We start from the raw sequence: 20,025 nt of genomic DNA, 5'->3' as shown, positions 1-20,025 counted from the left end.
TTAGAGCCTCTTATGAAATTGTCTGTCCGGCTGGTCAAACACGAGCGTCCCCGTGAACGATTGTTGCGCCACGGCGCCGGTGCGCTCCAGGATGCGGAGCTGTTGGCGCTGGGCCTGCGCACCGGAATTCCCGGCCTTAATGTGGTGGATCTGTCCAACCGGCTGCTCGAGCGCTTTTGCGGCTTGCGCGGACTTTTGGGGGCCACACCCGAAGAACTCATGACCGTTCCCGGCCTGGGCGCCGCCAAGGCCTGCACGCTAGCCGCCTTGCTGGAACTGGCCCGCCGGGCCATAGAGGAAGACCTGACCCGGCCCCATTCCCTGCGCCACCCGGCACAGGTGAAACAATATTGCCTGACCGCGCTGGGTCATCGGCGCGTGGAACACTGCATTGCCCTCTACCTGGACAACCAGTTGCGCGTGATTGCCACGGGCGAACTGGCGCGCGGCACGCTGTCACAGGCATCGGTTTACCCGCGTGAGGTCGTGCGCGAGGCCTTGCGTCACCACGCGGCTGCACTGATCGTCGCCCATAACCACCCTTCGGGCCTGGCCGAACCCAGCGCCGCTGACCGTGGCTTCACGCAGCAACTGAAGCAGGCCTTGGCGCTGGTGGACGTCAAACTCGTCGATCACCTGATCGTGGCCGGCGCGGCGGTTATCTCCATGGCTGAATTGGGTGGCGTTTAGCGAGTACCCCGACAGGGACTTGCCCAGCACGCCACGCACCGGATTTCGTTAGACTGCCGGCAAGAATTGCTTTAGGCTTTAACCTATTCCGCCTTGGCGCGACCTTTTCCCAGACACGAAAACGCTTCTGATGAAACGCTTGTGGGACATCTCCCCGCCCGTCTCCACGGCGTCGCCCGTTTTTCCCGGTGACACGCCGTACCGCCAGCAATGGAAGTGGTCGCTTACGCCCGGTTGCCCGGTCAATGTCAGCGAGATCACACTGTCGCCGCACATCGGCGCGCACGCGGATGCCCCCTTGCACTACCAGAACGGCGCGGCTGCCATCGGCGCCGTGTCGCTGGAACCTTTCCTGGGCCCCTGTCGCGTCATCCACGCGATTGATTGCGGCCCGCTCATCACCACGGACCACCTGGCCCACGCGGCCCTGAACCTGCCACCGCGCGTGCTCGTGCGTACCGCCAAACACGCGGCGCAAGACTGGTGGACCGACGACTTTTCGGCTTACGCGCCCCAAACCATCGAATGGCTGGCCGAACGCGGCGTCATGCTGATCGGTCTGGATACCGCCAGCATCGACCCCGCGTCCAGCAAGACCCTGGACAGCCACCACACGATCTTGCGGCACGACATGCGGGTACTGGAAAATCTGGTGCTTGACGACGTGCCCGAAGGCGATTACGAGTTGATCGCCCTGCCGTTGGCGCTGGTCCAGGCCGATGCCAGTCCGGTTCGCGCCGTCTTGCGCGAACTGTAGGCTGGTCCGCTGGCCCTCGGGCGGGCGCCCTCAACCGGCCCCGCCCGTCTTGAAAGACGCACGATCATGAACATCACCCTTGATCACACCATGGCGCTTGCTTGCGCCCGCACCCGCGCGCCTGGCTGGCGCGCGCTGCCCGCCTCGGCCCGCCGCGCCGCGCCCCCTTGCCTCGGAGGCCAAGCATGAGCTGCCCGCACCGCCCCGAAGACATCGTCCACCAGGAAAAAGCGCAGCTGGATTTCACGCGCGACATGACCTACGGCGACTACCTGCATCTGGATGAAGTGCTGGGCGCGCAGCACCCGCTGTCGCCCGAACACAACGAGATGCTCTTCATCATCCAGCATCAGACCAGCGAACTCTGGATGAAGCTGATGCTGCACGAACTGCGCGCGGCCATCGCCAACGTGGCGGCCGACCGGCTACAGCCCGCGTTCAAGATGCTGGCGCGCGTCAGCAAGATCATGGAGCAGTTGGTTCACGCCTGGGATGTGCTTGCCACCATGACACCGCCCGAGTATTCGGCGCTACGTCCCTATCTGGCGCGTTCCAGCGGGTTCCAGAGCTATCAGTACCGTCAGATCGAATTCCTGCTGGGCAACAAGAACGCAGCCATGCTGAAGCCCCACGCACACCGCGAAGACCTGCTGGCCCAGGTGCGCAGCGCCTACGACGCGCCCTCGCTGTATGACGAAGCGCTGCGCCTGCTGGCGCGCCATGGCGTGGAGGTGCCCGCCGACCGGCTGGAACGGGACTGGACGCAGCCATATGTATCGTCGGAAGGCGTGGAAGCTGCCTGGCTGACCGTCTACCGCGACACCGACCGCTACTGGGACCTGTATCAATTAGGCGAAAAGCTGACCGACCTGGAAGACGCCTTCCGCTTGTGGCGATTTCGCCACGTGACCACCGTGGAGCGCGTGATCGGATTCAAACGCGGCACGGGCGGCACATCTGGTGTGGATTACCTGCGCCGGATGCTGGACGTTGTGCTGTTCCCGGAAATCTGGAAGCTGCGCACCGACCTGTAAGCCCGGCCCTAATTTTCAGCCGCCCAGCGCACCGCGTTTGGGCCGCGTTGTACTGGCGTATCCGGAAAAACCCGTGCTAGAATTTGGGGTTACTTTTTGGATACGTGGCTGGAATTCTTGCGTGGGCGTTCTGTTTTGCATGACATAAGTTCATGGCATAACTGAACGGCATAACGCGTCCTGGCTGGCGACCCTACAACTTGAAAAAGACTCCTTAGCGAGTCCTGGGATAAGCACCATGAAAGAAGGCATTCACCCCGAATACCGCGAAGTCGTCTTCGCCGACCTGCAAACGGGCAACAAGTTCATCACTCGTTCGACCGTTCACTCGCGCGAAACCATTGAAATCGATGGCAAGACGTACCCGCTCTTCAAGTGCGACGTGACCTCCGAATCGCACCCGTTCTACACGGGCGCCCAAACGCGTATCGTCGAAACCGGCCGTGTGGAAAAGTTCCGCGCCCGCTTCGCCCGTACCGCTGGCACCGTCAAGTCCGCTTCCTGATCCTGTTGCTCCTGCTGGAGTCACAGCAAAAAGGCAGCCTTCGGGCTGCTTTTTTTTCCCCCCTAGCCGGCTTTTTACAGGTTGGGGGCTGGCGCAACCAGATCACTCGGTTACATTAACGCCCGTGTCCCCACTTTCTTTTTCCACTCCCGCCCGGCTCACCTCCGTGGCGACCGCAAAACTCCCCAGACTGATTCTGCTGGGTTTGGCCCTGGCCTATATCGTGGCCGGCCTGTTCATGCGCGACCCGTGGAAAACGGATGATGCGGTTGGTTTGGCCACCATGATCACGGCGATCCGCGAAGGCGGCATCACCTGGTTGCTGCCGCAAGTAGGCCTGCTGGCCCATGCCGAAGAAGGCCCGCTGATCACCTGGGTGGGCGCCATCTGCATCTGGCTGTTCGGCCCCTTCATCGGCGACATCACCGCCGGCCGCCTGCCCAACCTGCTGTGGTTCGGCATCACCGCCGCCAGCGTCTGGTACGGCACTTACCTGCTGGGACGCCGCACCGAAGCCCAACCACTGGCCCTGCCCTTTGGTGGCGAGCCCGAACCCCGCGACTACGGCCGCATGCTGGCCGACGCCGCCCTGCTATTGCTGCTGGCCACCGTCGGCATTCTTCAACGCACGCATGAAACCACGGTCGTGCCAGCCATCATGGCCTGCCAGGCGCTGGCCTTCTACTCGTTGGCGCGCAGTGTCGATCGGCCCTTCACCGGCACCACCACCCTGGGTATCGCGCTGGCCGCCAGCTTCCTGACGCGCGGCTGGGTCGGCGCCGCGCCCATCATGGTCGGCGCGCTGCTGGCCTTCTACCCGCGCAGCCAATTGTGGAAATGCAAGCGCTGGCTGCCTTGGGCGGCGCTGGTCACCGTTGCGCTGATCCTGGCCTGGTGGATCCCGGCCAGCGAAAGCAGCCAGTATTGGATCCGCAACTGGAAAACCTGGAACCTGTCGTCCTTTGCCCTGCCCTCGTGGCACGACGTGGGCCGTACCCTGCGCGATCTTCCCTGGTATCTGTGGCCGACCTGGCCGCTGGCCCTGTTGGCCGCGTGGCGCTGGCGCGCCTGGATTTACGCGCCGCACATCTGGCTACCGCTGATGCTGCTGGTTTGCGCGGCCGCAGTGCTGTTTGGCCTGGAGGAAGCCACCGATTCCGAATACGTGCTGCTGGCGGTGCCGTGCGCGGTGCTGGGCGCGTTCTCGTTGCCGACTCTGCGCCGCGGCGTCGTCAATACGCTGGATTGGTTTGCCGTCATGTGTTTTTCGCTGACGGCCGCGACCGCCTGGTTAGGCTGGGTAGCGCTGCACTTCAACTGGCCCGCACAAATTTCCCGCAATATCGCCCGCCAGACGACCGGCTACGAGCCCGTCATCTCGTGGGGCGCTTTTACCCTGGCGGTGATCTTCACCGTGGCGTGGATCGCATTGGTGGTGTGGCGCCTGCGCGTGCGGCCGCAAGCCCTGTGGCGCGGCACCGTGCTGTCCGCAGGTGGCCTGACCGTAACGTGGATCCTGCTGGTGCTGCTGTGGCAACCCGCCGTGGACTACGCACGCAGCTACCGCACCGTCTCGGGCCAACTGGCCCAGGCACTGGCGCAACACACCCGGCCTGGCGAATGCGTGCGCGGCTTGAGCCTGGGCAGTGGCCAACGCGCTTCGTTCCTGATCTTCAATAATCTCAGCTTCACCTTCGACGCGAAGTGCACGCTGATCTTGCAACAGACCAACAACCAGAGCCTGCGCGACAACACCGCCGCATATAGCGACGGCGCATCCGTGCTGTGGCAGGGCGGCCGCCGCGCCGACCGCCAGGAAGTGTTCCGCCTGCTGAGAGTCGGCCCCAACCGATGACCCCAGTAAACGCGGCGCCGATGTCATTCGGCGCCACCCTGCGCGGCATCGCCCGGCAGGCCTGGCCAGTGCTGATCAGCCAGTGGGCCGGCATTTCGTTCGGCGTCCTGGACACCGCCATGACGGGCCATTCCAGCGCCAGCGACCTGGCCGCGATGGCCCTGTCCGCATCCATCTACATCACCGTTTTCGTGGGCCTGATGGGCGTGGTGCACGCGCTGATCCCGATCCTGGCCCAGCAGTTCGGTGCCGGCAACAACGACGAAGTCGGCCGCAGTTGGGGTCAAGGCGTCTGGCTGGCGCTGGGCCTGTCCGTCGTAGGCGCGGTGTTGATGCTGTTTCCGGACGTGTGGCTGTCGATGTCGGGGGATGTGGCGCCTGGCGTACGCGAACGTATCGGGTCTTATTTACAGGCGCTGGTCCTGGCGCTGCCCGCCGCATTGGTGTTCCGCACCATCTACGCACTGGGCACGTCGGTATCGCGGCCAAAGCTGGTCATGGCGATCAATCTGTCGGCCATCGCCTTCAAGGCATTCTTCAACTGGCTGTTCATTTACGGCAACCTGGGCCTGCCCGCCATGGGCGCCACTGGCGCCGGGTTGGCGACCGCGGTGGTTTCGTGGATGAGCCTGGGCCTGGGCCTTTGGGTGATCACGCATGACCGCTTCTACCGGCGCTTCAATCTGCGCGTCGGCAGGCCCGACTGGAAAACGCTGAAGGAACTGCTGCGCCTGGGCATCCCCATGGGCGGCTCCTACCTGGTGGAAGTGTCGGCCTTTACCTTCATGGCCCTGCTGGTGGCGCGTGAAGGCACGTACGTGACCGGCGGGCACCAGATCATGTCGAACCTGGCCGCGCTGTGCTACATGATGCCCATGGCGCTGGGCGTGGCAACCGCCGCGCTGACCGCGCAAGCGATCGGCGCGGGCAATCTTGCCCATGCGCACCGCACCGGCATGGCCGGGCTGGCGCTGGGGCTGATGGGTGCGCTGCTCACCGCCTCCGTGCTGCTGGTGGGCCGCCCGCTTATCCTGGCGGCCTATACGGATGACATTGGCGTGGCGGCCGTGGCCACGACGCTACTGGCGGTCTTGCCCCTGTTTCACTTATTCGATTCCATGCAGTGCATCAACTCGTACCTGCTGCGCGCCTACAAGGTGGCGGTGGTGCCCCTGCTGTTGCAGGTGGTGGCATTGGCGGGCGTGGGCCTGGTGGGTGGTTGGTGGTTCGGCTTCGGCCCGGGCCGTGGTGGCCTGGACAGCATCCGCAACGTGCTCTTGCCCGGCTCGCCCGAAGGCGCCGGCAGCATGTGGTTGATGGCAATGGTGGGCCTGGCGCTTTCCGCCATCCTGCTGCATATCTGGTACCGGCGCATCGTACGGGCCTTGGCACGGTAATGCCCGATGAACCAAAAAAAGCAGCCCGAAGGCTGCTTTTTTGTTGCGCCGCATACGTCGCTGTCAGACCACCTTCGGACGCTTGTCGATCACACGACGCGCCTTGCCCGTCAGCGTGCGTTCCACATGGCCCGCATCCGACACCTGGATGCGCGCGCTGACGCCGATGTGCGTCTTCACCGCATGCTGCAATTGCTTGCCCAGGTTGTTGCGCTCGGCATCCGACAGGCCCGAGAACTCTGCGCGCACTTCCGTCAGGATCTCAAGCTCGTCCATATTGCCGGTGCGTGACAGCACCAACTGGTAGTGCGGCGCCAGTTGCGCAATCTTCAGCACCAGTTCTTCGACCTGCGTCGGGAACATGTTCACGCCCCGCACAATCAGCATGTCGTCGCTGCGGCCGGTGATCTTGCCGATGCGGCGCATGCTGCGCGCGGTGGGCGGCAACAGACGGGTCAGGTCGCGCGTGCGGTAGCGGATGATGGGCATCGCTTCCTTGGTCAACGACGTGAACACCAGTTCGCCCGGTTCGCCGTCGGCCACGGGCTCGCCGGTGTCGGGGTTGATGATCTCGGCATAGAAATGGTCTTCCCAGACCACCGGGCCGTCCTTCGTTTCCACGCATTCGCTGGCCACGCCCGGCCCCATCACTTCCGACAAGCCATAGATGTCGACCGCATCGATACCGGCCTCGGCCTCGATGTCGGCACGCATCTGCCCCGTCCAGGGCTCGGCGCCAAAGATGCCGATACGCAGCGAGCTTTGACGCGGATCAATGCCCTGGCGCCGCTGTTCTTCGAGAATATTGCAGAAATAGGAGGGCGTGACCATGATGATGTCCGGACGGAAATCATTGATCAGTTGCACCTGCTTTTCAGTTTGCCCGCCCGACATCGGGATGACCGTGCAACCCAGGCGCTCGGCGCCGTAATGCGCGCCCAGGCCGCCCGTGAAGAGGCCGTAGCCATAGGCGATGTGCACGGTGTCGCCCGGCTTGCCGCCGGCCGCTCGGATCGATCGCGCCACCAGGTTGGCCCAGTTGTCCAGGTCGCCCTTGGTGTAGCCCACCACCGTCGGCTTGCCCGTGGTACCGCTGGACGCATGGATGCGCGAAATGCGTTCGCGCGGCACCGCGAACATGCCGAACGGGTAGTTGTCGCGCAGTTCCTTCTTGGTCGTGAAAGGAAACTTCGAAATATCGGACAACTGCTTCAGGTCATCGGGATGCACACCCGCTTCGTCGAACGCTTTCTTGTAGTGCGGGACGTTGTCGTACGCATGCTTGAGCGACCACTTCAGGCGCTCAAGCTGCAGCGCGCGCAGTTCATCCTCGCTGGCATGCTCGATGGGGTCCAGCCCCGGCTTGCTCATGGTGTTGGACATGGTTATCTCTCTCCTGAAATTCTTTTTACGCCGGTCTGGATGGCACGCGGGGTTCTCGTCCCGCGCTGCTGCCACCCTGCCGTTGGCCTTGGCTTTGACTTTGCTTGGATGACGACGTTTCTATTGGCGTTGGAGTGTCATCCTCAGCCTTCGGCGGGAACCCCCACGATCTGGCCCTTGATGCGATAGGACCGCCCACGGAACAGGGCGACGTTGCGGCCGTCCTGGTTGGTGACGGTGACGTCATACACGCCCGTGCGGCCGGCCAGCGAGCGCTCTTGCGCCACGGCGGTCAGCAGGTCGCCTTCGAAACCCGGCGCCAGGTAATCGATGGTGCAGCCCGAAGCCACGGTGCTGACGTTGCGGGAATTGCAGGAGAACGCGAACGCGCTGTCGGCCAGCGCGAAGATGAAGCCGCCGTGGCAGGTCTTGTGGCCGTTCAGCATGTCGGCGCGCACGCGCATCGTCAGCCGCGCATAGCCAGGCGCCATTTCCTCGACCTTCATGTCCAGGCCCTGCGAGGCCGCGTCGCCCGCGTACATCACAGTGCCTACGGCCTGCGCAAGTTCCTGCGGATCGCTTGGCGCTTCAACGGGGGGAACGTGTACGCTCATCATTGCCCCTTGAATTGCGGTTCGCGCTTGCCCAGGAAGGCGGCAACGCCTTCCGCGTAGTCTGCGCTGCGACCCAGCTCACGCATCATGTCGCGCTCCAGATCCAATTGCGTCGCCAGGTCATTGCCCAGGCTGGCCTGCATGGCCTGCTTGGTGAACGCCAGGCCCTTGGTGGGCGCGGTCGAGAAGTGTTTGGCCAAGCGCTCAAGCGTGGCGTCGAATTCTTCATCCGCCACGCATTGCCAGATCAGACCCCATTCCTCGGCCTGCTTGGCGCTGAGCTTGTCGCCCAGCATGGCCAGGCCCATGGCGCGCGCGCGGCCCACCAGGCGCGGCAGCGCGAACGTGCCGCCGGTGTCGGGAATCAGGCCCAGGCGGCAGAACGACTGGATGAAATTGGCCGATGCCTTGGCGATGACGATGTCACCCGCGAACGCCAGGTTGGCGCCCGCCCCGGCCGCCACGCCGTTCACGCCCACCACCACGGGCATGGGCAAGGCGTTCAGGCGGCGCACCAACGGCGCGTAGAACTTGTCGACGGTTTCACCCAGGTCGGGCGGCGTGCCGTCTTCGGCGGGCTTGCGCTCGCTTAAGTCCTGGCCCGCGCAAAAGCCACGGCCCGCGCCGGTCAGCACCAGCACACGCGCGCCTTCGGTTTCCACACGCGTCAGCGCGTCGGCCACTTCGGCGTGCATGTTGGCCGTGAAGCTGTTCAGCTTGTCGGGCCGGTTCAGCGTCAGGCGCGCGATGCCGCCCGACAGGTCGAATTGAATATCCTGGTAGCTCATAAGCGTCGCCCTGCTTAGACGTGACGGCGGGTTTGCACCACGCGGAAGCGGTTCGACACGAAGGCCGTGTCGGACAGCGCCGCGTTGGCGGCCGGGTTGGCGCCGGTGCCGTGGAAGTCGCTGAATGCCGCGGTCTGGTTGACGAACACCGCGCCCGTCAGGTTCAACGACAGCGACACGCCGGACACTTCCGCCGCGTCCTGCACCTGGTCAGCCACTTGCGGATCGGTCGTGTAGGCCGACAAGGACAAGGCGCCGTGCTGAATGACGCTGTCGCGCGCCAACTGGACACTGTGCGCGGTGGAATCCGTGGCCACCACGAAGGCAATCGGGCCAAACCATTCCTGGCTGATGGCCGCGTTGCCCGCTTCCGTGCGCAGCAGCAGCGGCGTGCGAACGCGGGCGTTTTCAAACTGCGGGTGCGTCAGCGTCTTGCTGTCCGCCACCACCGGCAGACCCAGCGCGCGAGCCTTTTCGATGCGTTCAACGATGCCGTCGTTCTGGATGGCGCCCGTCAGTTCGACTGCGCGAGCGGCATCCGCGCCCAGCTTCTCCAGCGCCACGCCCAAGGCGGCGGCGACGTCATCAAAGCTGACGCGGCCTTCCGGCGTGTTGATGCCGTCGCGCGGCACGTAGATGTTTTGCGGCGCCGTGCACATCTGGCCCGAGTACAAGGCCAGCGAGAACGCCAGGTTGCGCGCCACGCCCTTCAAGTCGTCGGTGGAATCGATGATGACCTGGTTGACGCCGGCCTTCTCGGTGTAGACCAGCGCCTGGCGGGCATTGTTTTCCAGCCAGTCGCCGTTGGCGGTGCTGCCGGTGAAGTCCACGATCTTGACGGCCGGGTCCAGCGCCAGCTTCTGCGCCGTATCGTCGCCCGCTTCGTGCGCGGCCAGCAGGACCACATCGGGGTCGAAGCCCGCTTCTTGCAGCACTTCGCGCGCCACCTTCACGGTGATGGCCAGCGGCAGGATCGCGCCCGGGTGCGGCTTGACGATGACGGTGTTGCCGGTGGCCAGGCTGGCGAACAGGCCGGGGTAGCCGTTCCAGGTGGGGAAGGTCGAGCAGCCGATCACCAGCGCCACGCCACGCGGCACCACGGTGAACTGCTTTTCCATGCGGATGGGGTCATTCTTGCCTTGCGGCTTTTCCCAGATCGCCACGCCCGGAATGCGCGACATTTCCTGCCACGCATACGTCACCGCCTCAAAGCCACGGTCTTGCGCGTGCGGGCCGCCGGCCTGGAAGGCCATCATGAAACCTTGGCCGGTGGTGTGCTGCACGGCGTAGGCAATTTCGAAACTGAGCTTGTTCAGGCGCGCCAGGATTTCCAGCGACACACCCACCCAGGCTTGCGGGCCAGCGCGGCGCCAATCTTCCAGCGCACGCTTGGACGCGCTGATCAGCTTGTCGACCGGAACGTGCGGGTAGGTAATGCCCAGGTCGAACCCATAGGGCGATTTTTCGCCGCCCACGGTGCCGTCGGCATCATGCAGGTTCAACGGGAACGGCTTGCCCTTCAGGGCTTCGAAGGCGGCGCGGCCGTCGTCGTTGGCCGTTTCGCCATAGTTGCGCGGGCTGGGCGATTCAGCGAAGGGGCTCCAGTAGCCACGCAACGCGGCAGCCGCCAGGGATTGTTCCAGCACGGGCTGGTGACGTTCGAAGAATTTTTGGGACACGCTTGTCTCTCCAATGAATTAGGGGTGTCTGACTGGCTCGGGCCGCGTCAGGTTTCCTGGTCGAAGTCGATAACCAGGCGGTCGCTGACCGGAAAGCTCTGGCAACTCAAAACGAAACCGCGCGCCACTTCGTAGTCTTCCAGGGCGAAGTTGGCATCCATGTCCACTTCGCCTTCGATAACCTTGCAGCGGCAGGTGGAACACACGCCGCCCTTGCACGAATACGGTAGCTCGATTCCCTGCGCCAGCGCCGAGTCCAGCACGCTGTCTTTATTCTTATCAATCACGAACATGCGGCTGTGGCCGTCCTGCACCACGGTCACTTCACACTGGCCCTTGCCCGGCGCCTGCGGGGCGTCGTGGCCGGTGCGCAGCGCGCGTGGCCCCTTGGGCGCCCCGAACAATTCGAACTTGATGTTCGACTTCGGAATGCCACGGGCCTGCAGCCGCTCGACCACGCTTTCGGTCATGGTCTGCGGACCACAGACAAAAGCGTAATCGATGTCTTCGGGGCTCATCCAGGCCGACATCAACTGATCGACCTTGTCGCCGTCCAGGCGGCCGTTGAACAGTTCAATGTCTTGCGTCTCGCGGCTCATGACGTAGACCAGCGAGAAGCGCTCCATGTACAGGTTCTTCAGGTCTTCGATTTCTTCGCGGAACAGCACGGCCGACGATGCGCGGTTGCCAAAGAACAGCGTGAACTTGCTGCGCGGTTCGGTCGACAGCGCGGTCTTCACCAGCGAGAACACCGGCGTGATGCCGCTGCCCACCGCGAAGGCCACGTAATGGCGCTGGTTCTCGGGCAAGAAATCCACGGTGAAGTTGCCGGCGGGCGCCATCACTTCCAGCGTCTGACCCGGTTGCAGTTCGTGGTTGGCCCAACTGGAGAACGCGCCTTCGTCGACCTTCTTGATGGCCACGCGCAGCAGCTTGTCGTGCGGGGCGGAACAGATCGAGTACGAGCGGCGCAGCTCTTCGCCATTCAGTTGCGTGCGCAGGGTCAGGTACTGCCCCGGCAGGAAGGCGAACTCGTCGGTCAGCGTGTCGGGCAGGTCAAAGGTGACGACCACGGCGTCGCGCGTGTTGCGCGCCACCGAGGCCACCTTCAAGGAATGAAATTGGTTGCTCATCTTGAAACCGCTCTCAGTGAGTCTTGAAATAATCGAAGGGTTCGCGGCAAGACACGCAGCGATACAGCGCCTTGCATGACGTGGACCCGAAGTTGCTGACCATCCGCGTGTCGCGCGAGCCGCAGCGCGGGCACGCGATGGCGGGCGCGGCGGCACGGCGGCTGATGCCCGAGATATCGATGGCGCGTTCGGCGGGCGCGGCGATGCCGTAGCCCTTGAGGGCTTCGCGGCCCTTTTCGCTCATCCAGTCGGTAGTCCAGGCGGGCGCCAGGCGGGTATCGACACGGACTGCGTCGATACCGTGGCGCGCCAGCGTCTGCTGGATGTCCTGGGTGATCTCGCGCATGGCCGGGCAGCCAGAGTACGTGGGCGTGATGACGACGACACAGGTGTCGCCGTCCCAGGTCACGTCACGCACCACGCCCAGGTCCACCACGGACAGCACGGGGATCTCCGGATCGGGAACCTCGTGCAGCCAGGCGTAGACCTGGTCGGCGGAAATGGGCGCCAGCGCGTTCACCACGAGGCTCCTGGATAGGCGCGCGGCAGGTACTGCATTTCGGCCAGCACGTAGCCCAGTTCTTCGGTGTGCTTGCCCTGGCGGCCGCCCCGGTAGGCCAGATGGTTGGCGGCGGTTTCGTCGGGCACGGTCAAGGTGGCTTCTTCCAGCACTTCGCGCACGTGGGCCAGCCACGGTGCGCGCAGGGCGGAAAGTTCGCAGCCGATGCCGCGCGCGGCCACGTCCTGGTCCACGGCGTCGTCGGCGAACAATTCGCCGGTAAAGCGCCAGGCGTCGTCGATGGCGGCCTGCATCTTGGCGTGGCTTTCGTCGGTGCCATCACCCAGGCGCACCACCATGTCCGACGAGCGGCGCACGTGGTAGGTGACTTCCTTGATGGACTTGGCGGCGATGGCGGCGACACGTTCGTCAGCGGACTGCTCCAGGCGTTGCAACAGGAAGTAGTGCCACACGTCGAACAGGAACTGGCGCGCCATGGTGTCGGCGTAGTTGCCATTGGCGCGTTCAACCAGCAGCACGTTGTGGAATTGATGCGCGTCGCGGTGATAGGCCAACGCGTCTTCGTCACGGCCGGCGCCTTCGACTTCGCCCGCCAGCGTCAGCCACATGCGAGCCTGGCCCAGCAGGTCCAGCGCGGTGTTGGTCAGCGCCAGGTCTTCTTCCAGGATGGGGCCGTGGCCGGTCCACGCGCCCAGGCGCTGCGACAGGATGAGCGACGAATCGCCCAGGCGCAGCAGGTATTCAAACAGAGTCTTGTCCATGTCCGCCCACCGCCTTACATGTGCTTGATTTCGTCGGGCATCGGGAAAAACGTGGGATGCCGGTAGACCTTGCTGTTGGCCGGTTCGAACAAGGGTTCCTTGTCGCCGGGGCTGCTGGCCGAGATATCCGAGGCGCGCACGACCCAGATGCTCAGGCCTTCGTTGCGGCGCGTGTAGACGTCGCGAGCGTGGTTGATCGCCATTTCGGCGTCCGAGGCGTGCAGGCTGCCGACGTGCTTATGGGCCAGGCCGTGCTGGCTGCGGATGAACACTTCCCACAAAGGCCAGTCTTTGCTCATGATGAATATCCTTGAAATGCCGGGCGCGCGCGGCGCGCTCCGGACGGCAATGATGAGGTGATGTCGGGGTGGAAAAGAGGTACGCAGGCGTTGCTTGAAGAGGTATGCAGACGCTGCGGCCAGTTCAAGCGCTTCGCTTCAAGCGGCCTTGCGCTGCGCCTTCTTGTCCGCGTAGGCCACCAGCGCGTCGCGCACCCAGGCACCGTCTTCGTGCGCCTTGACGCGCGCGGCCAGACGTTCGCGGTTGCACGGCCCGTTGCCCTTGAGCACGGCGTAGAACTCGCTCCAGTCGATTTCGCCGAAGTCATAGTGGCCGCGTTCGGCGTTCCACTTGAGATCGGGATCCGGCACGGTCAGGCCCAGGTATTCGGCCTGCGGCACAGTCTGGTCCACCATCTTCTGGCGCAGTTCATCGTTGGAGAAGAGCTTGATCTTCCAGGCCATCGATTGCGCGCTGTTGGGCGAATCGGCGTCGGACGGGCCGAACATCATCAGGGCCGGCCACCACCAGCGGTTCAGCGAATCTTGCACCATCGCCTTTTGCTCGGGCGTGCCGTGCAGGCACATCTGCATCAAGAGGTCGTACCCCTGGCGCTGGTGGAAGGATTCTTCCTTACAGACGCGCACCATGGCGCGCGCGTAGGGGCCGTATGAACAGCGGCACAGCGGGATCTGGTTGATGATGGCCGAGCCATCGACCAGCCAGCCGATCATGCCGATATCGGCCCAGCTAAGCGTGGGGTAATTGAAGATGCTGGAGTACTTGGCGCGGCCCGCATGCAGGTCGTCGATGAGGTCATCGCGCGACACGCCCAGCGTCTCGGCGGCGCTGTACAGGTACAGACCGTGGCCGGCCTCGTCCTGCACCTTGGCCAGCAGAATCGCTTTGCGCTTGAGGGACGGAGCGCGCGTGATCCAGTTGCCTTCGGGCAGCATGCCGACAATTTCCGAGTGCGCATGCTGCGAGATCTGGCGCACCAGCGTCTTGCGATAGGCATCGGGCATCCAGTCCTTGGCCTCGATGCGCACGCCATCGTCTATGCGGCGCTGAAACGTCTGTTCGGGACCTTCAAGCTGGTCCGCGGTCTTGACCTGCTTGACGCCGGTTTCGACGAGTTGAGCGTACATGTTTGTCTCCTTGAGACGGTTTGCGAAAACGCAAGGCAAACGTTCCACAGCGCCGTCATGTCATAGGCGGATTATTTAATACAAAAAAACCATTGTCAAACGCAAAGCTGTATCACATTGGATTTATGTATCATATTGCGGATCCCGATATCGGCCGCATTTGGCCCACCCTATGGCAAACCCTACGTCGCCTTTGGACCGTTTCCTGTCCCGCTTGTTGAAAAGCGACCCGCCTCGCGCCAAATCGCTCTGCGTCAGCTTGCTGGGGGACGCGCTCGCGCCTCACGGCGGCGCCATCTGGCTGGGAGACCTGATCGAACTGCTGGCCCCGCTGGGCATCAACGAACGCCTGCTGCGCACCAGCGTCTTTCGGCTGGTGGCGCAGAATTGGCTGCAATCGGAACGGCATGGCCGGCGCAGCCTGTACCTGATTTCTGAACAGGGGCAGCGACATACCGCGCATGCCTCACAGCGCATTTACGAAGGCGCGACGCAGGACTGGAACGGGGAATGGACGCTGGTGGCGCTACCACGCACCGGCAACGGGCTGGCCGAACGCGCCGAGCTGCGCCGGGAACTGGTCTGGGAAGGGTTCGGCATGATCGCGCCGGGCTTGTTCGCGCATCCGCACACCGAGGCGAGCGCCGCGCACGACATCCTGGAAAAACTGGGCATTCCGGACCGGGCGTTGGTGCTATCTGCCCGCGATCTGGCCGGTGCGGGCGGCCTGCCCATCGCCAGCTTGGCCTCGCAATGCTGGAACCTGGACGATGTGGCCGAGCAGTACCGCCAGTTCTCGCGTAATTTCGGTCCGCTGGAAAAGCTGCTGGAGGAAACCCCACCGCCCGCCGACGCCTTTGTCGTGCGGGTCATGCTGCTGCACCACTGGCGCCGGATCGTGCTGCACGACCCACAACTGCCCGGGCCGATGCTGCCCGACAACTGGCCGGGCCACGCCGCCCGCGCCCTATGCGGGCGCATCTACTGGAAGGTGTTCGATGCGTCGGAAACGCATCTGAACGCGCGCGCCGGGCAAGACAATGAGCGTTACACCCCGCTGACGACTGACGTGGAATCCCGTTTTGGAGGGCGGCCGGTCTGAGGGGGGCGCGCCTTCAGAGCGCGTGGCCTCGGCAATGGTACGCCGGGGCAATCCGCCTAGCTGGCAGCATCGCCGGGCATCTCCACACCCAGCGTGTCCACATGGCATTCGCCCGCGGCGTCGCGACCGGCGCCGGGCCGAGTCAAACCCCGGGCGGTAGCAATAAAAGACAGCGTCCAGGTAGCCTGGATTGGCCGGCCTAGCGCCGCGCCGGTATCGGCGTCGATGCCGCTAGGCACATCCAGCGCCAACACGGGCGCGCGCCACGCATTGATCATATCGACCAACTGCTGCCAAGAAGACTCCAACGGACGGTTCAACCCGATACCGAACAGGCCGTCGATAAGCAGATCAGGAGGCGTGGCGGGAAGCGACGCCAGCGTATGGCCCCCGGCGGCAAGCCAGCCCGCCCAGGCGCGCGCCGCATCGGCGGGCAATTTTTCGGGGCCAGACGGCAGCAGGACCTGAACGCGCAGACCCAACGCCAGCAGGCGTGTCGCGGCTTCCAGGGCATCCCCGCCGTTGTTGCCGGGACCGGCCACGGCCAGGATGGAGCCGCCAGGAGCTACCCGTTCGGCAGCAAATGCCGCGGCCGCCGCGCCAGCCTTTGGCATGAGTGACGCCCCCTGTGCCAACGCCAACTGCTCGGCGCGACGAATCTGAGCAACGGAATGACTGGTCATGGCAATCCCGTCCCAAGCCGCCTGCTTACACTTTCAGGAAGTGTTCGCGGTAGTACTTGAGCTCGTCGATGGATTCGTAGATGTCGGCCAGCGCTTCGTGGCGGCTCTTTTTCTCGAAGCCCTTGTACACGGCCGGCGCCCAGCGGCGCGCCAATTCCTTCAGCGTGCTGACGTCCAGATTACGGTAGTGGAAGAACTGTTCCAGGCGCGGCATGTAAGCAAACATGAAGCGGCGGTCCTGGCTGATGGTGTTGCCGCAAAGCGGCGATTTTCCCGCCGGCACATGCTGCGCCAAAAACGCCAACAGCGTATCCTCTGCCTGCGCCTCGGACACGGTCGATGCGCGGACCTTGTCGATCAAGCCGCTCTTGCCGTGGGTGGATTTGTTCCAGTTATCCATGGCGTCAAGCAGGCTGTCGGGCTGGTGGACGACCAGAACCGGGCCTTCGGCCACCACCGTCAGGTCGGGTTCGGTGACCACGACGGCAACCTCGATGATGCGTTCTTTCTCGGGATCCAGCCCGGTCATTTCCATGTCGAGCCAGACCAGGCGATTTTCGTTCACAGCCATATAATTTGCCTATAAAACACGCGATTTTCGCACATCCCTATTGAGCCATCCGCTTCGCCCATGTTCACACTGCTGTTCGTTGCCTTCCTGCTTGCCGATATCGCGGTGCGCCTGTGGCTGGCCAGCCGCCAGATCCGTCACGTTGCGCGCAACCGCGACCAGGTGCCCGCCGAATTCTCGCCACGCATCGGGTTGACCAGCCATCAGCGCGCCGCCGACTACACGGTTGCGCGCGTCAAGCTGGGCATGCTGGAACGCACCTACGACGCAATTCTGCTGGTGTGCCTGACGCTGATGGGCGGCTTGCAATTCATCGACCTGATGGTGGGCCAGCTTACCAGCAATGACTTCTTGCGCCAGATGCTGTTGCTGGTGGTGGTGGCGCTAGTGCTGGGTCTGCTGGGCCTGCCGTTCACGCTGTGGCGACAGTTCAAACTGGAAGCTCGCTTCGGTTTCAACCGCATGACACCTGAACTGTTCATCGCGGACACCGCCAAGGGCTTGCTGGTGGCGGCCGTGCTGGGCCTGCCGTTGGCCGCCGCCGTGCTGTGGCTGATGGGCAGTGCGGGCGCCTACTGGTGGGTGTGGGCCTGGGCGCTGTGGACGGTATTCAATCTGGCGCTGCTGATCATCTACCCGATGTTCATTGCCCCGCTCTTCAATAAGTTCACGCCGCTGTCCGACCCGGAACTGGCTGGCCGCATTCAGCGCCTGGCGCAGCGCTGCGGCTTTGCGTTGAATGGCCTGTTCGTGATGGACGGCTCGCGCCGCTCCGCGCACGGCAACGCCTATTTCACCGGCTTCGGGCGGTCGCGCCGCATCGTGTTCTTCGACACCCTGCTCGCCCGCCTGAACGGCGATGAAATCGAAGCCGTGCTCGCGCACGAACTGGGCCACTTCGCCAAGCGCCACATCATCAAGCGCGTGGTCTTCAGCTTCGGCGCCGCGCTGGCCTTCTTTGCCATCCTGGGCTGGGTGTCGCAGCAACCCTGGTTCTACGTGGATCTGGGCGTGCTGCCCCAGTTGGGTGGTCGCAACGACGCCATGGCGCTGCTGCTGTTCTTCCTGGTCATTCCCGTTTTTACTTTCATGTTCACGCCGTTGGCCAGTTGGTACTCGCGTCGCGACGAATTCGAGGCGGATCGCTATGCGGCCGAGCAGAGTTCGCCGGCACACCTGGTATCCGCACTGGTCAAACTCTATGACGACAACGCTGCTACGCTGACTCCCGACCCTGTGCATTCCGCCTTCTACGACAGCCACCCCCCGCCGCCGAGCGCATCCGCCACCTGATGGCGCCTGCCGCATGAGCAACACGCGCACTACCCGAAACGGCGCCATGGCCGCGCCATCCGAAGCCGTAGGCGACCAGATCGACGGCCGCATCATCGCCGCGCACGGGCGCCACTACACAGTAGAGCTTGCCGATGGTTCGCTACGCAAATGCTTTCCGCGCGGCAAAAAAGCCGGAGCTGCCGTCGGCGACCGCGTGCGCATCGCGCCGCAAGGCAAGGACGAAGGCGCTATCGACGCCATTCTGCCGCGCAGCAACCTGCTGTATCGGTCGGACGACATGCGCTCCAAGCAGTTCGCCTCCAACGTTGACCAGTTGCTGATCGTGATTGCGGTGCAACCCACGTTCTCGGACGACCTGACCGGGCGCGCGTTGGCCGGCGCCTGGAGCGTCGGCATATCCCCGCTTATCGTCCTGAACAAGACCGACCTGACCGAAGAGCTGCCCGCCGCGCGCGCGCGTCTGGCGCCGATTGCCGCGCTAGGCGTGCCGGTCGTCGAACTCAGCGCCCTGGAACCGGAAAATGTGCATGCCCTGCTGGCCCCGCGCCTGGCGGGGCGAACCAACCTGTTGCTGGGCCAAAGCGGCATGGGCAAGTCCACCCTGCTCAATGCCCTGATTCCCGACGCCCGCGCCGCCACGCGCGAGCACTCCACTGCGCTGGACATGGGCAAGCACACCACGACCAGCACGCGGCTCTACCATTTGCCCGAGCCCGGCGGCGACTTGATCGATTCGCCGGGGTTCCAGGCGTTTGGCTTGCAGCACCTGACGCGCGACGACATCATCCGCGGCTTCCCGGAATTTACGCAGCCCATCGAGGAATGCAGGTTCTACAACTGCACGCATCGGCGCGAACCCGGGTGCGGGGTGGTTGCCGCCTTGCAGGCAGGCAAGATCAACCCACTGCGCTATGCGCTGTACGAGCGCATTCTGGAAGAGAATCTGGCGGGCCAGCAGCGCTACTGATACGCCCCATTTCCAAACAAAAGACGGCCAGAAATGGCCGTCTTTTGTTGCGTGTGCAGGGGCAAGGTGCTGCGAGCCTGGGTTGTCAGCCAGGCTGCAAGCCGTTACGCAACAGGTGATAAAGATTGCGCAGCATGCCTGCCGTGGCGCCCCAAATGAAATGCTTGCCGTAGGGCATGCCGTAATAATTTCGCACCCGACCGTCGTCCAAGCGGGCTTCATACAGCCGATGGTTGGCGGGGTCCATCAGAAACGACAGCGGCACTTCGAACACTTCGGCCACCTCGAAAGCGTCGGGCGCCAGCTCAAAGCCCGGACGCACCAGCGACACCACCGGAATGATCGAAAAACCGGTTGCCGTCAGGTAAGGCGGCATGCTGCCCAACACTTCAACATGGTCGGCGGGCAAGCCCGTTTCCTCTTGCGCCTCGCGCAAGGCGGCGGCGACAGGGGTTGAATCACTGGTTTCGATGCGACCACCCGGAAAGCTCACCTGCCCGGCATGGTCATGCAGGTGCGCGGCACGCTGGGTCAGCATGATGTGCACGCCGTTGTCGCGGGTGACCAGCGGGATCAGCACGGCGGCAGGCACTGGCGCGCCTTCGCGCCCGGGATAGCGCAGGTCGTTGTCGCGAGACAGCTCCAGCCTCCACGTGGAGGGCTGGGTCAGCGTGCCCCGCAAGCGATGCGGGGTCAGCAGGCTGGCGGGCACGGCCGGCAAGGACTCATTGGCCACTACCCACGGTTGCGTCGCCGGATCGAAGCCGGGACGCACGAGCGGCCGTCGTGGCCGCGCGGAATACGAGGAATCAGACATACGGCTTTGCAAAAAGAAAAAGGCACCCTCGCAGGTGCCTTTTTAA

20 protein-coding genes and 1 pseudogene are annotated in these 20,025 nt (G+C 64.1%); 9 read left to right on the top strand and 12 right to left on the bottom strand.

Going from position 1 to position 20,025, the window contains the following annotated elements; all coding sequences use genetic code 11:
* The first annotated feature begins 12 nt into the window (after positions 1 to 12).
* The 6 genes from radC to ELS24_RS08100 all read left to right on the top strand — a co-directional run bounded on the left by radC (position 13) and on the right by ELS24_RS08100 (position 6,238).
* Positions 13 to 690, top strand: coding sequence for a RadC family protein (radC, locus tag ELS24_RS08125; protein ID WP_050447903.1), 678 nt, complete (start codon positions 13 to 15; stop codon positions 688 to 690).
* A gap of 130 nt (positions 691 to 820) precedes the next feature.
* Entirely contained in the window at positions 821 to 1,447 is a 627-nt protein-coding gene (gene kynB, locus ELS24_RS08120; protein WP_006218257.1) for an arylformamidase, read from the top strand.
* A 185-nt stretch (positions 1,448 to 1,632) separates the two neighbouring features.
* Positions 1,633 to 2,481, top strand: a complete 849-nt coding sequence (gene kynA, locus ELS24_RS08115; protein WP_050447902.1) for a tryptophan 2,3-dioxygenase — start codon at positions 1,633 to 1,635, stop codon at positions 2,479 to 2,481.
* 238 nt (positions 2,482 to 2,719) lie between these two features.
* Positions 2,720 to 2,986 carry a type B 50S ribosomal protein L31 gene (locus tag ELS24_RS08110; protein WP_050447901.1) on the top strand — a complete coding sequence of 89 codons (267 nt, stop codon included), beginning with the start codon at positions 2,720 to 2,722 and terminating at the stop codon, positions 2,984 to 2,986.
* Between the two features lie 124 nt (positions 2,987 to 3,110).
* Entirely contained in the window at positions 3,111 to 4,841 is a 1,731-nt protein-coding gene (locus tag ELS24_RS08105) for an ArnT family glycosyltransferase (protein WP_050447900.1), read from the top strand.
* Positions 4,838 to 6,238: an MATE family efflux transporter gene (locus ELS24_RS08100; RefSeq protein ID WP_050447899.1), complete on the top strand. Its 1,401-nt coding sequence runs from the start codon at positions 4,838 to 4,840 to the stop codon at positions 6,236 to 6,238. The genes ELS24_RS08105 and ELS24_RS08100 overlap by 4 nt, the downstream gene beginning before the upstream one ends.
* Before the next feature lie 63 nt (positions 6,239 to 6,301).
* Here the strand turns inward: ELS24_RS08100 and paaK are convergent, their stop codons facing one another.
* From paaK to paaA, 9 genes are all read right to left on the bottom strand, one after another.
* On the bottom strand, positions 6,302 to 7,621 hold the full coding sequence (paaK, locus tag ELS24_RS08095) for a phenylacetate--CoA ligase PaaK (protein WP_050447898.1): 1,320 nt from the start codon (positions 7,619 to 7,621) through the stop codon (positions 6,302 to 6,304).
* A 143-nt stretch (positions 7,622 to 7,764) separates the two neighbouring features.
* Positions 7,765 to 8,235: a hydroxyphenylacetyl-CoA thioesterase PaaI gene (gene paaI / locus ELS24_RS08090; protein WP_050447926.1), complete on the bottom strand. Its 471-nt coding sequence runs from the start codon at positions 8,233 to 8,235 to the stop codon at positions 7,765 to 7,767.
* Positions 8,235 to 9,023: a 2-(1,2-epoxy-1,2-dihydrophenyl)acetyl-CoA isomerase PaaG gene (gene paaG, locus ELS24_RS08085; RefSeq protein ID WP_127183818.1), complete on the bottom strand. Its 789-nt coding sequence runs from the start codon at positions 9,021 to 9,023 to the stop codon at positions 8,235 to 8,237. The genes paaI and paaG overlap by 1 nt, the downstream gene beginning before the upstream one ends.
* Before the next feature lie 14 nt (positions 9,024 to 9,037).
* On the bottom strand, positions 9,038 to 10,702 hold the full coding sequence (paaN, locus tag ELS24_RS08080) for a phenylacetic acid degradation protein PaaN (protein ID WP_127183817.1): 1,665 nt from the start codon (positions 10,700 to 10,702) through the stop codon (positions 9,038 to 9,040).
* A 47-nt stretch (positions 10,703 to 10,749) separates the two neighbouring features.
* Positions 10,750 to 11,835 (bottom strand): 1,2-phenylacetyl-CoA epoxidase subunit PaaE, encoded by a 1,086-nt coding sequence (paaE, locus tag ELS24_RS08075; protein WP_127183816.1) that lies wholly within the window; start codon positions 11,833 to 11,835, stop codon positions 10,750 to 10,752.
* A gap of 13 nt (positions 11,836 to 11,848) precedes the next feature.
* Positions 11,849 to 12,355 carry a 1,2-phenylacetyl-CoA epoxidase subunit PaaD gene (paaD, locus tag ELS24_RS08070; protein WP_050447893.1) on the bottom strand — a complete coding sequence of 169 codons (507 nt, stop codon included), beginning with the start codon at positions 12,353 to 12,355 and terminating at the stop codon, positions 11,849 to 11,851.
* The gene (gene paaC / locus ELS24_RS08065) at positions 12,352 to 13,116 is read right to left on the bottom strand and encodes a 1,2-phenylacetyl-CoA epoxidase subunit PaaC (protein ID WP_050447892.1); all 765 of its coding nucleotides are present in this window, start codon (positions 13,114 to 13,116) and stop codon (positions 12,352 to 12,354) included. Before paaC ends, paaD begins: the two co-directional genes overlap by 4 nt.
* A gap of 14 nt (positions 13,117 to 13,130) precedes the next feature.
* Positions 13,131 to 13,415, bottom strand: a complete 285-nt coding sequence (gene paaB / locus ELS24_RS08060; RefSeq protein WP_050447891.1) for a 1,2-phenylacetyl-CoA epoxidase subunit PaaB — start codon at positions 13,413 to 13,415, stop codon at positions 13,131 to 13,133.
* Positions 13,416 to 13,553: 138 nt separating this feature from the next.
* Positions 13,554 to 14,543 (bottom strand): 1,2-phenylacetyl-CoA epoxidase subunit PaaA, encoded by a 990-nt coding sequence (gene paaA / locus ELS24_RS08055; RefSeq protein ID WP_050447890.1) that lies wholly within the window; start codon positions 14,541 to 14,543, stop codon positions 13,554 to 13,556.
* Positions 14,544 to 14,715: 172 nt separating this feature from the next.
* Between paaA and paaX the strand changes: the two genes are divergently transcribed.
* A complete protein-coding gene (gene paaX, locus ELS24_RS08050) occupies positions 14,716 to 15,645 on the top strand; it encodes a phenylacetic acid degradation operon negative regulatory protein PaaX (RefSeq protein WP_050447889.1) in 930 nt (309 codons plus the stop codon).
* Positions 15,646 to 15,701: 56 nt separating this feature from the next.
* On the opposite strand, the gene ELS24_RS08045 is transcribed toward paaX, so the two are convergent.
* A complete protein-coding gene (locus ELS24_RS08045; protein ID WP_127183815.1) occupies positions 15,702 to 16,328 on the bottom strand; it encodes an NAD(P)H-hydrate epimerase in 627 nt (208 codons plus the stop codon).
* A 25-nt stretch (positions 16,329 to 16,353) separates the two neighbouring features.
* On the bottom strand, positions 16,354 to 16,899 hold the full coding sequence (orn, locus tag ELS24_RS08040) for an oligoribonuclease (RefSeq protein WP_050447887.1): 546 nt from the start codon (positions 16,897 to 16,899) through the stop codon (positions 16,354 to 16,356).
* Between the two features lie 60 nt (positions 16,900 to 16,959).
* Here orn and ELS24_RS08035 point away from each other — a divergent pair.
* A pseudogene (locus ELS24_RS08035) lies at positions 16,960 to 18,209 on the top strand (M48 family metallopeptidase).
* Between the two features lie 29 nt (positions 18,210 to 18,238).
* The gene (gene rsgA, locus ELS24_RS08030; RefSeq protein WP_050447925.1) at positions 18,239 to 19,162 is read left to right on the top strand and encodes a ribosome small subunit-dependent GTPase A; all 924 of its coding nucleotides are present in this window, start codon (positions 18,239 to 18,241) and stop codon (positions 19,160 to 19,162) included.
* An 85-nt stretch (positions 19,163 to 19,247) separates the two neighbouring features.
* On the opposite strand, the gene ELS24_RS08025 is transcribed toward rsgA, so the two are convergent.
* The gene (locus ELS24_RS08025) at positions 19,248 to 19,979 is read right to left on the bottom strand and encodes a CoA pyrophosphatase (protein ID WP_050447884.1); all 732 of its coding nucleotides are present in this window, start codon (positions 19,977 to 19,979) and stop codon (positions 19,248 to 19,250) included.
* Positions 19,980 to 20,025: the final 46 nt, after the last annotated feature.

The sequence above is a fragment of the Achromobacter spanius genome (assembly GCF_003994415.1).
Classification (GTDB): Bacteria; Pseudomonadota; Gammaproteobacteria; order Burkholderiales; family Burkholderiaceae_B; genus Achromobacter; species Achromobacter spanius_C.
The sequence above is the reverse complement of the archived record's forward strand: the minus strand, read 5'-3'. Positions and strand labels throughout refer to the sequence as shown.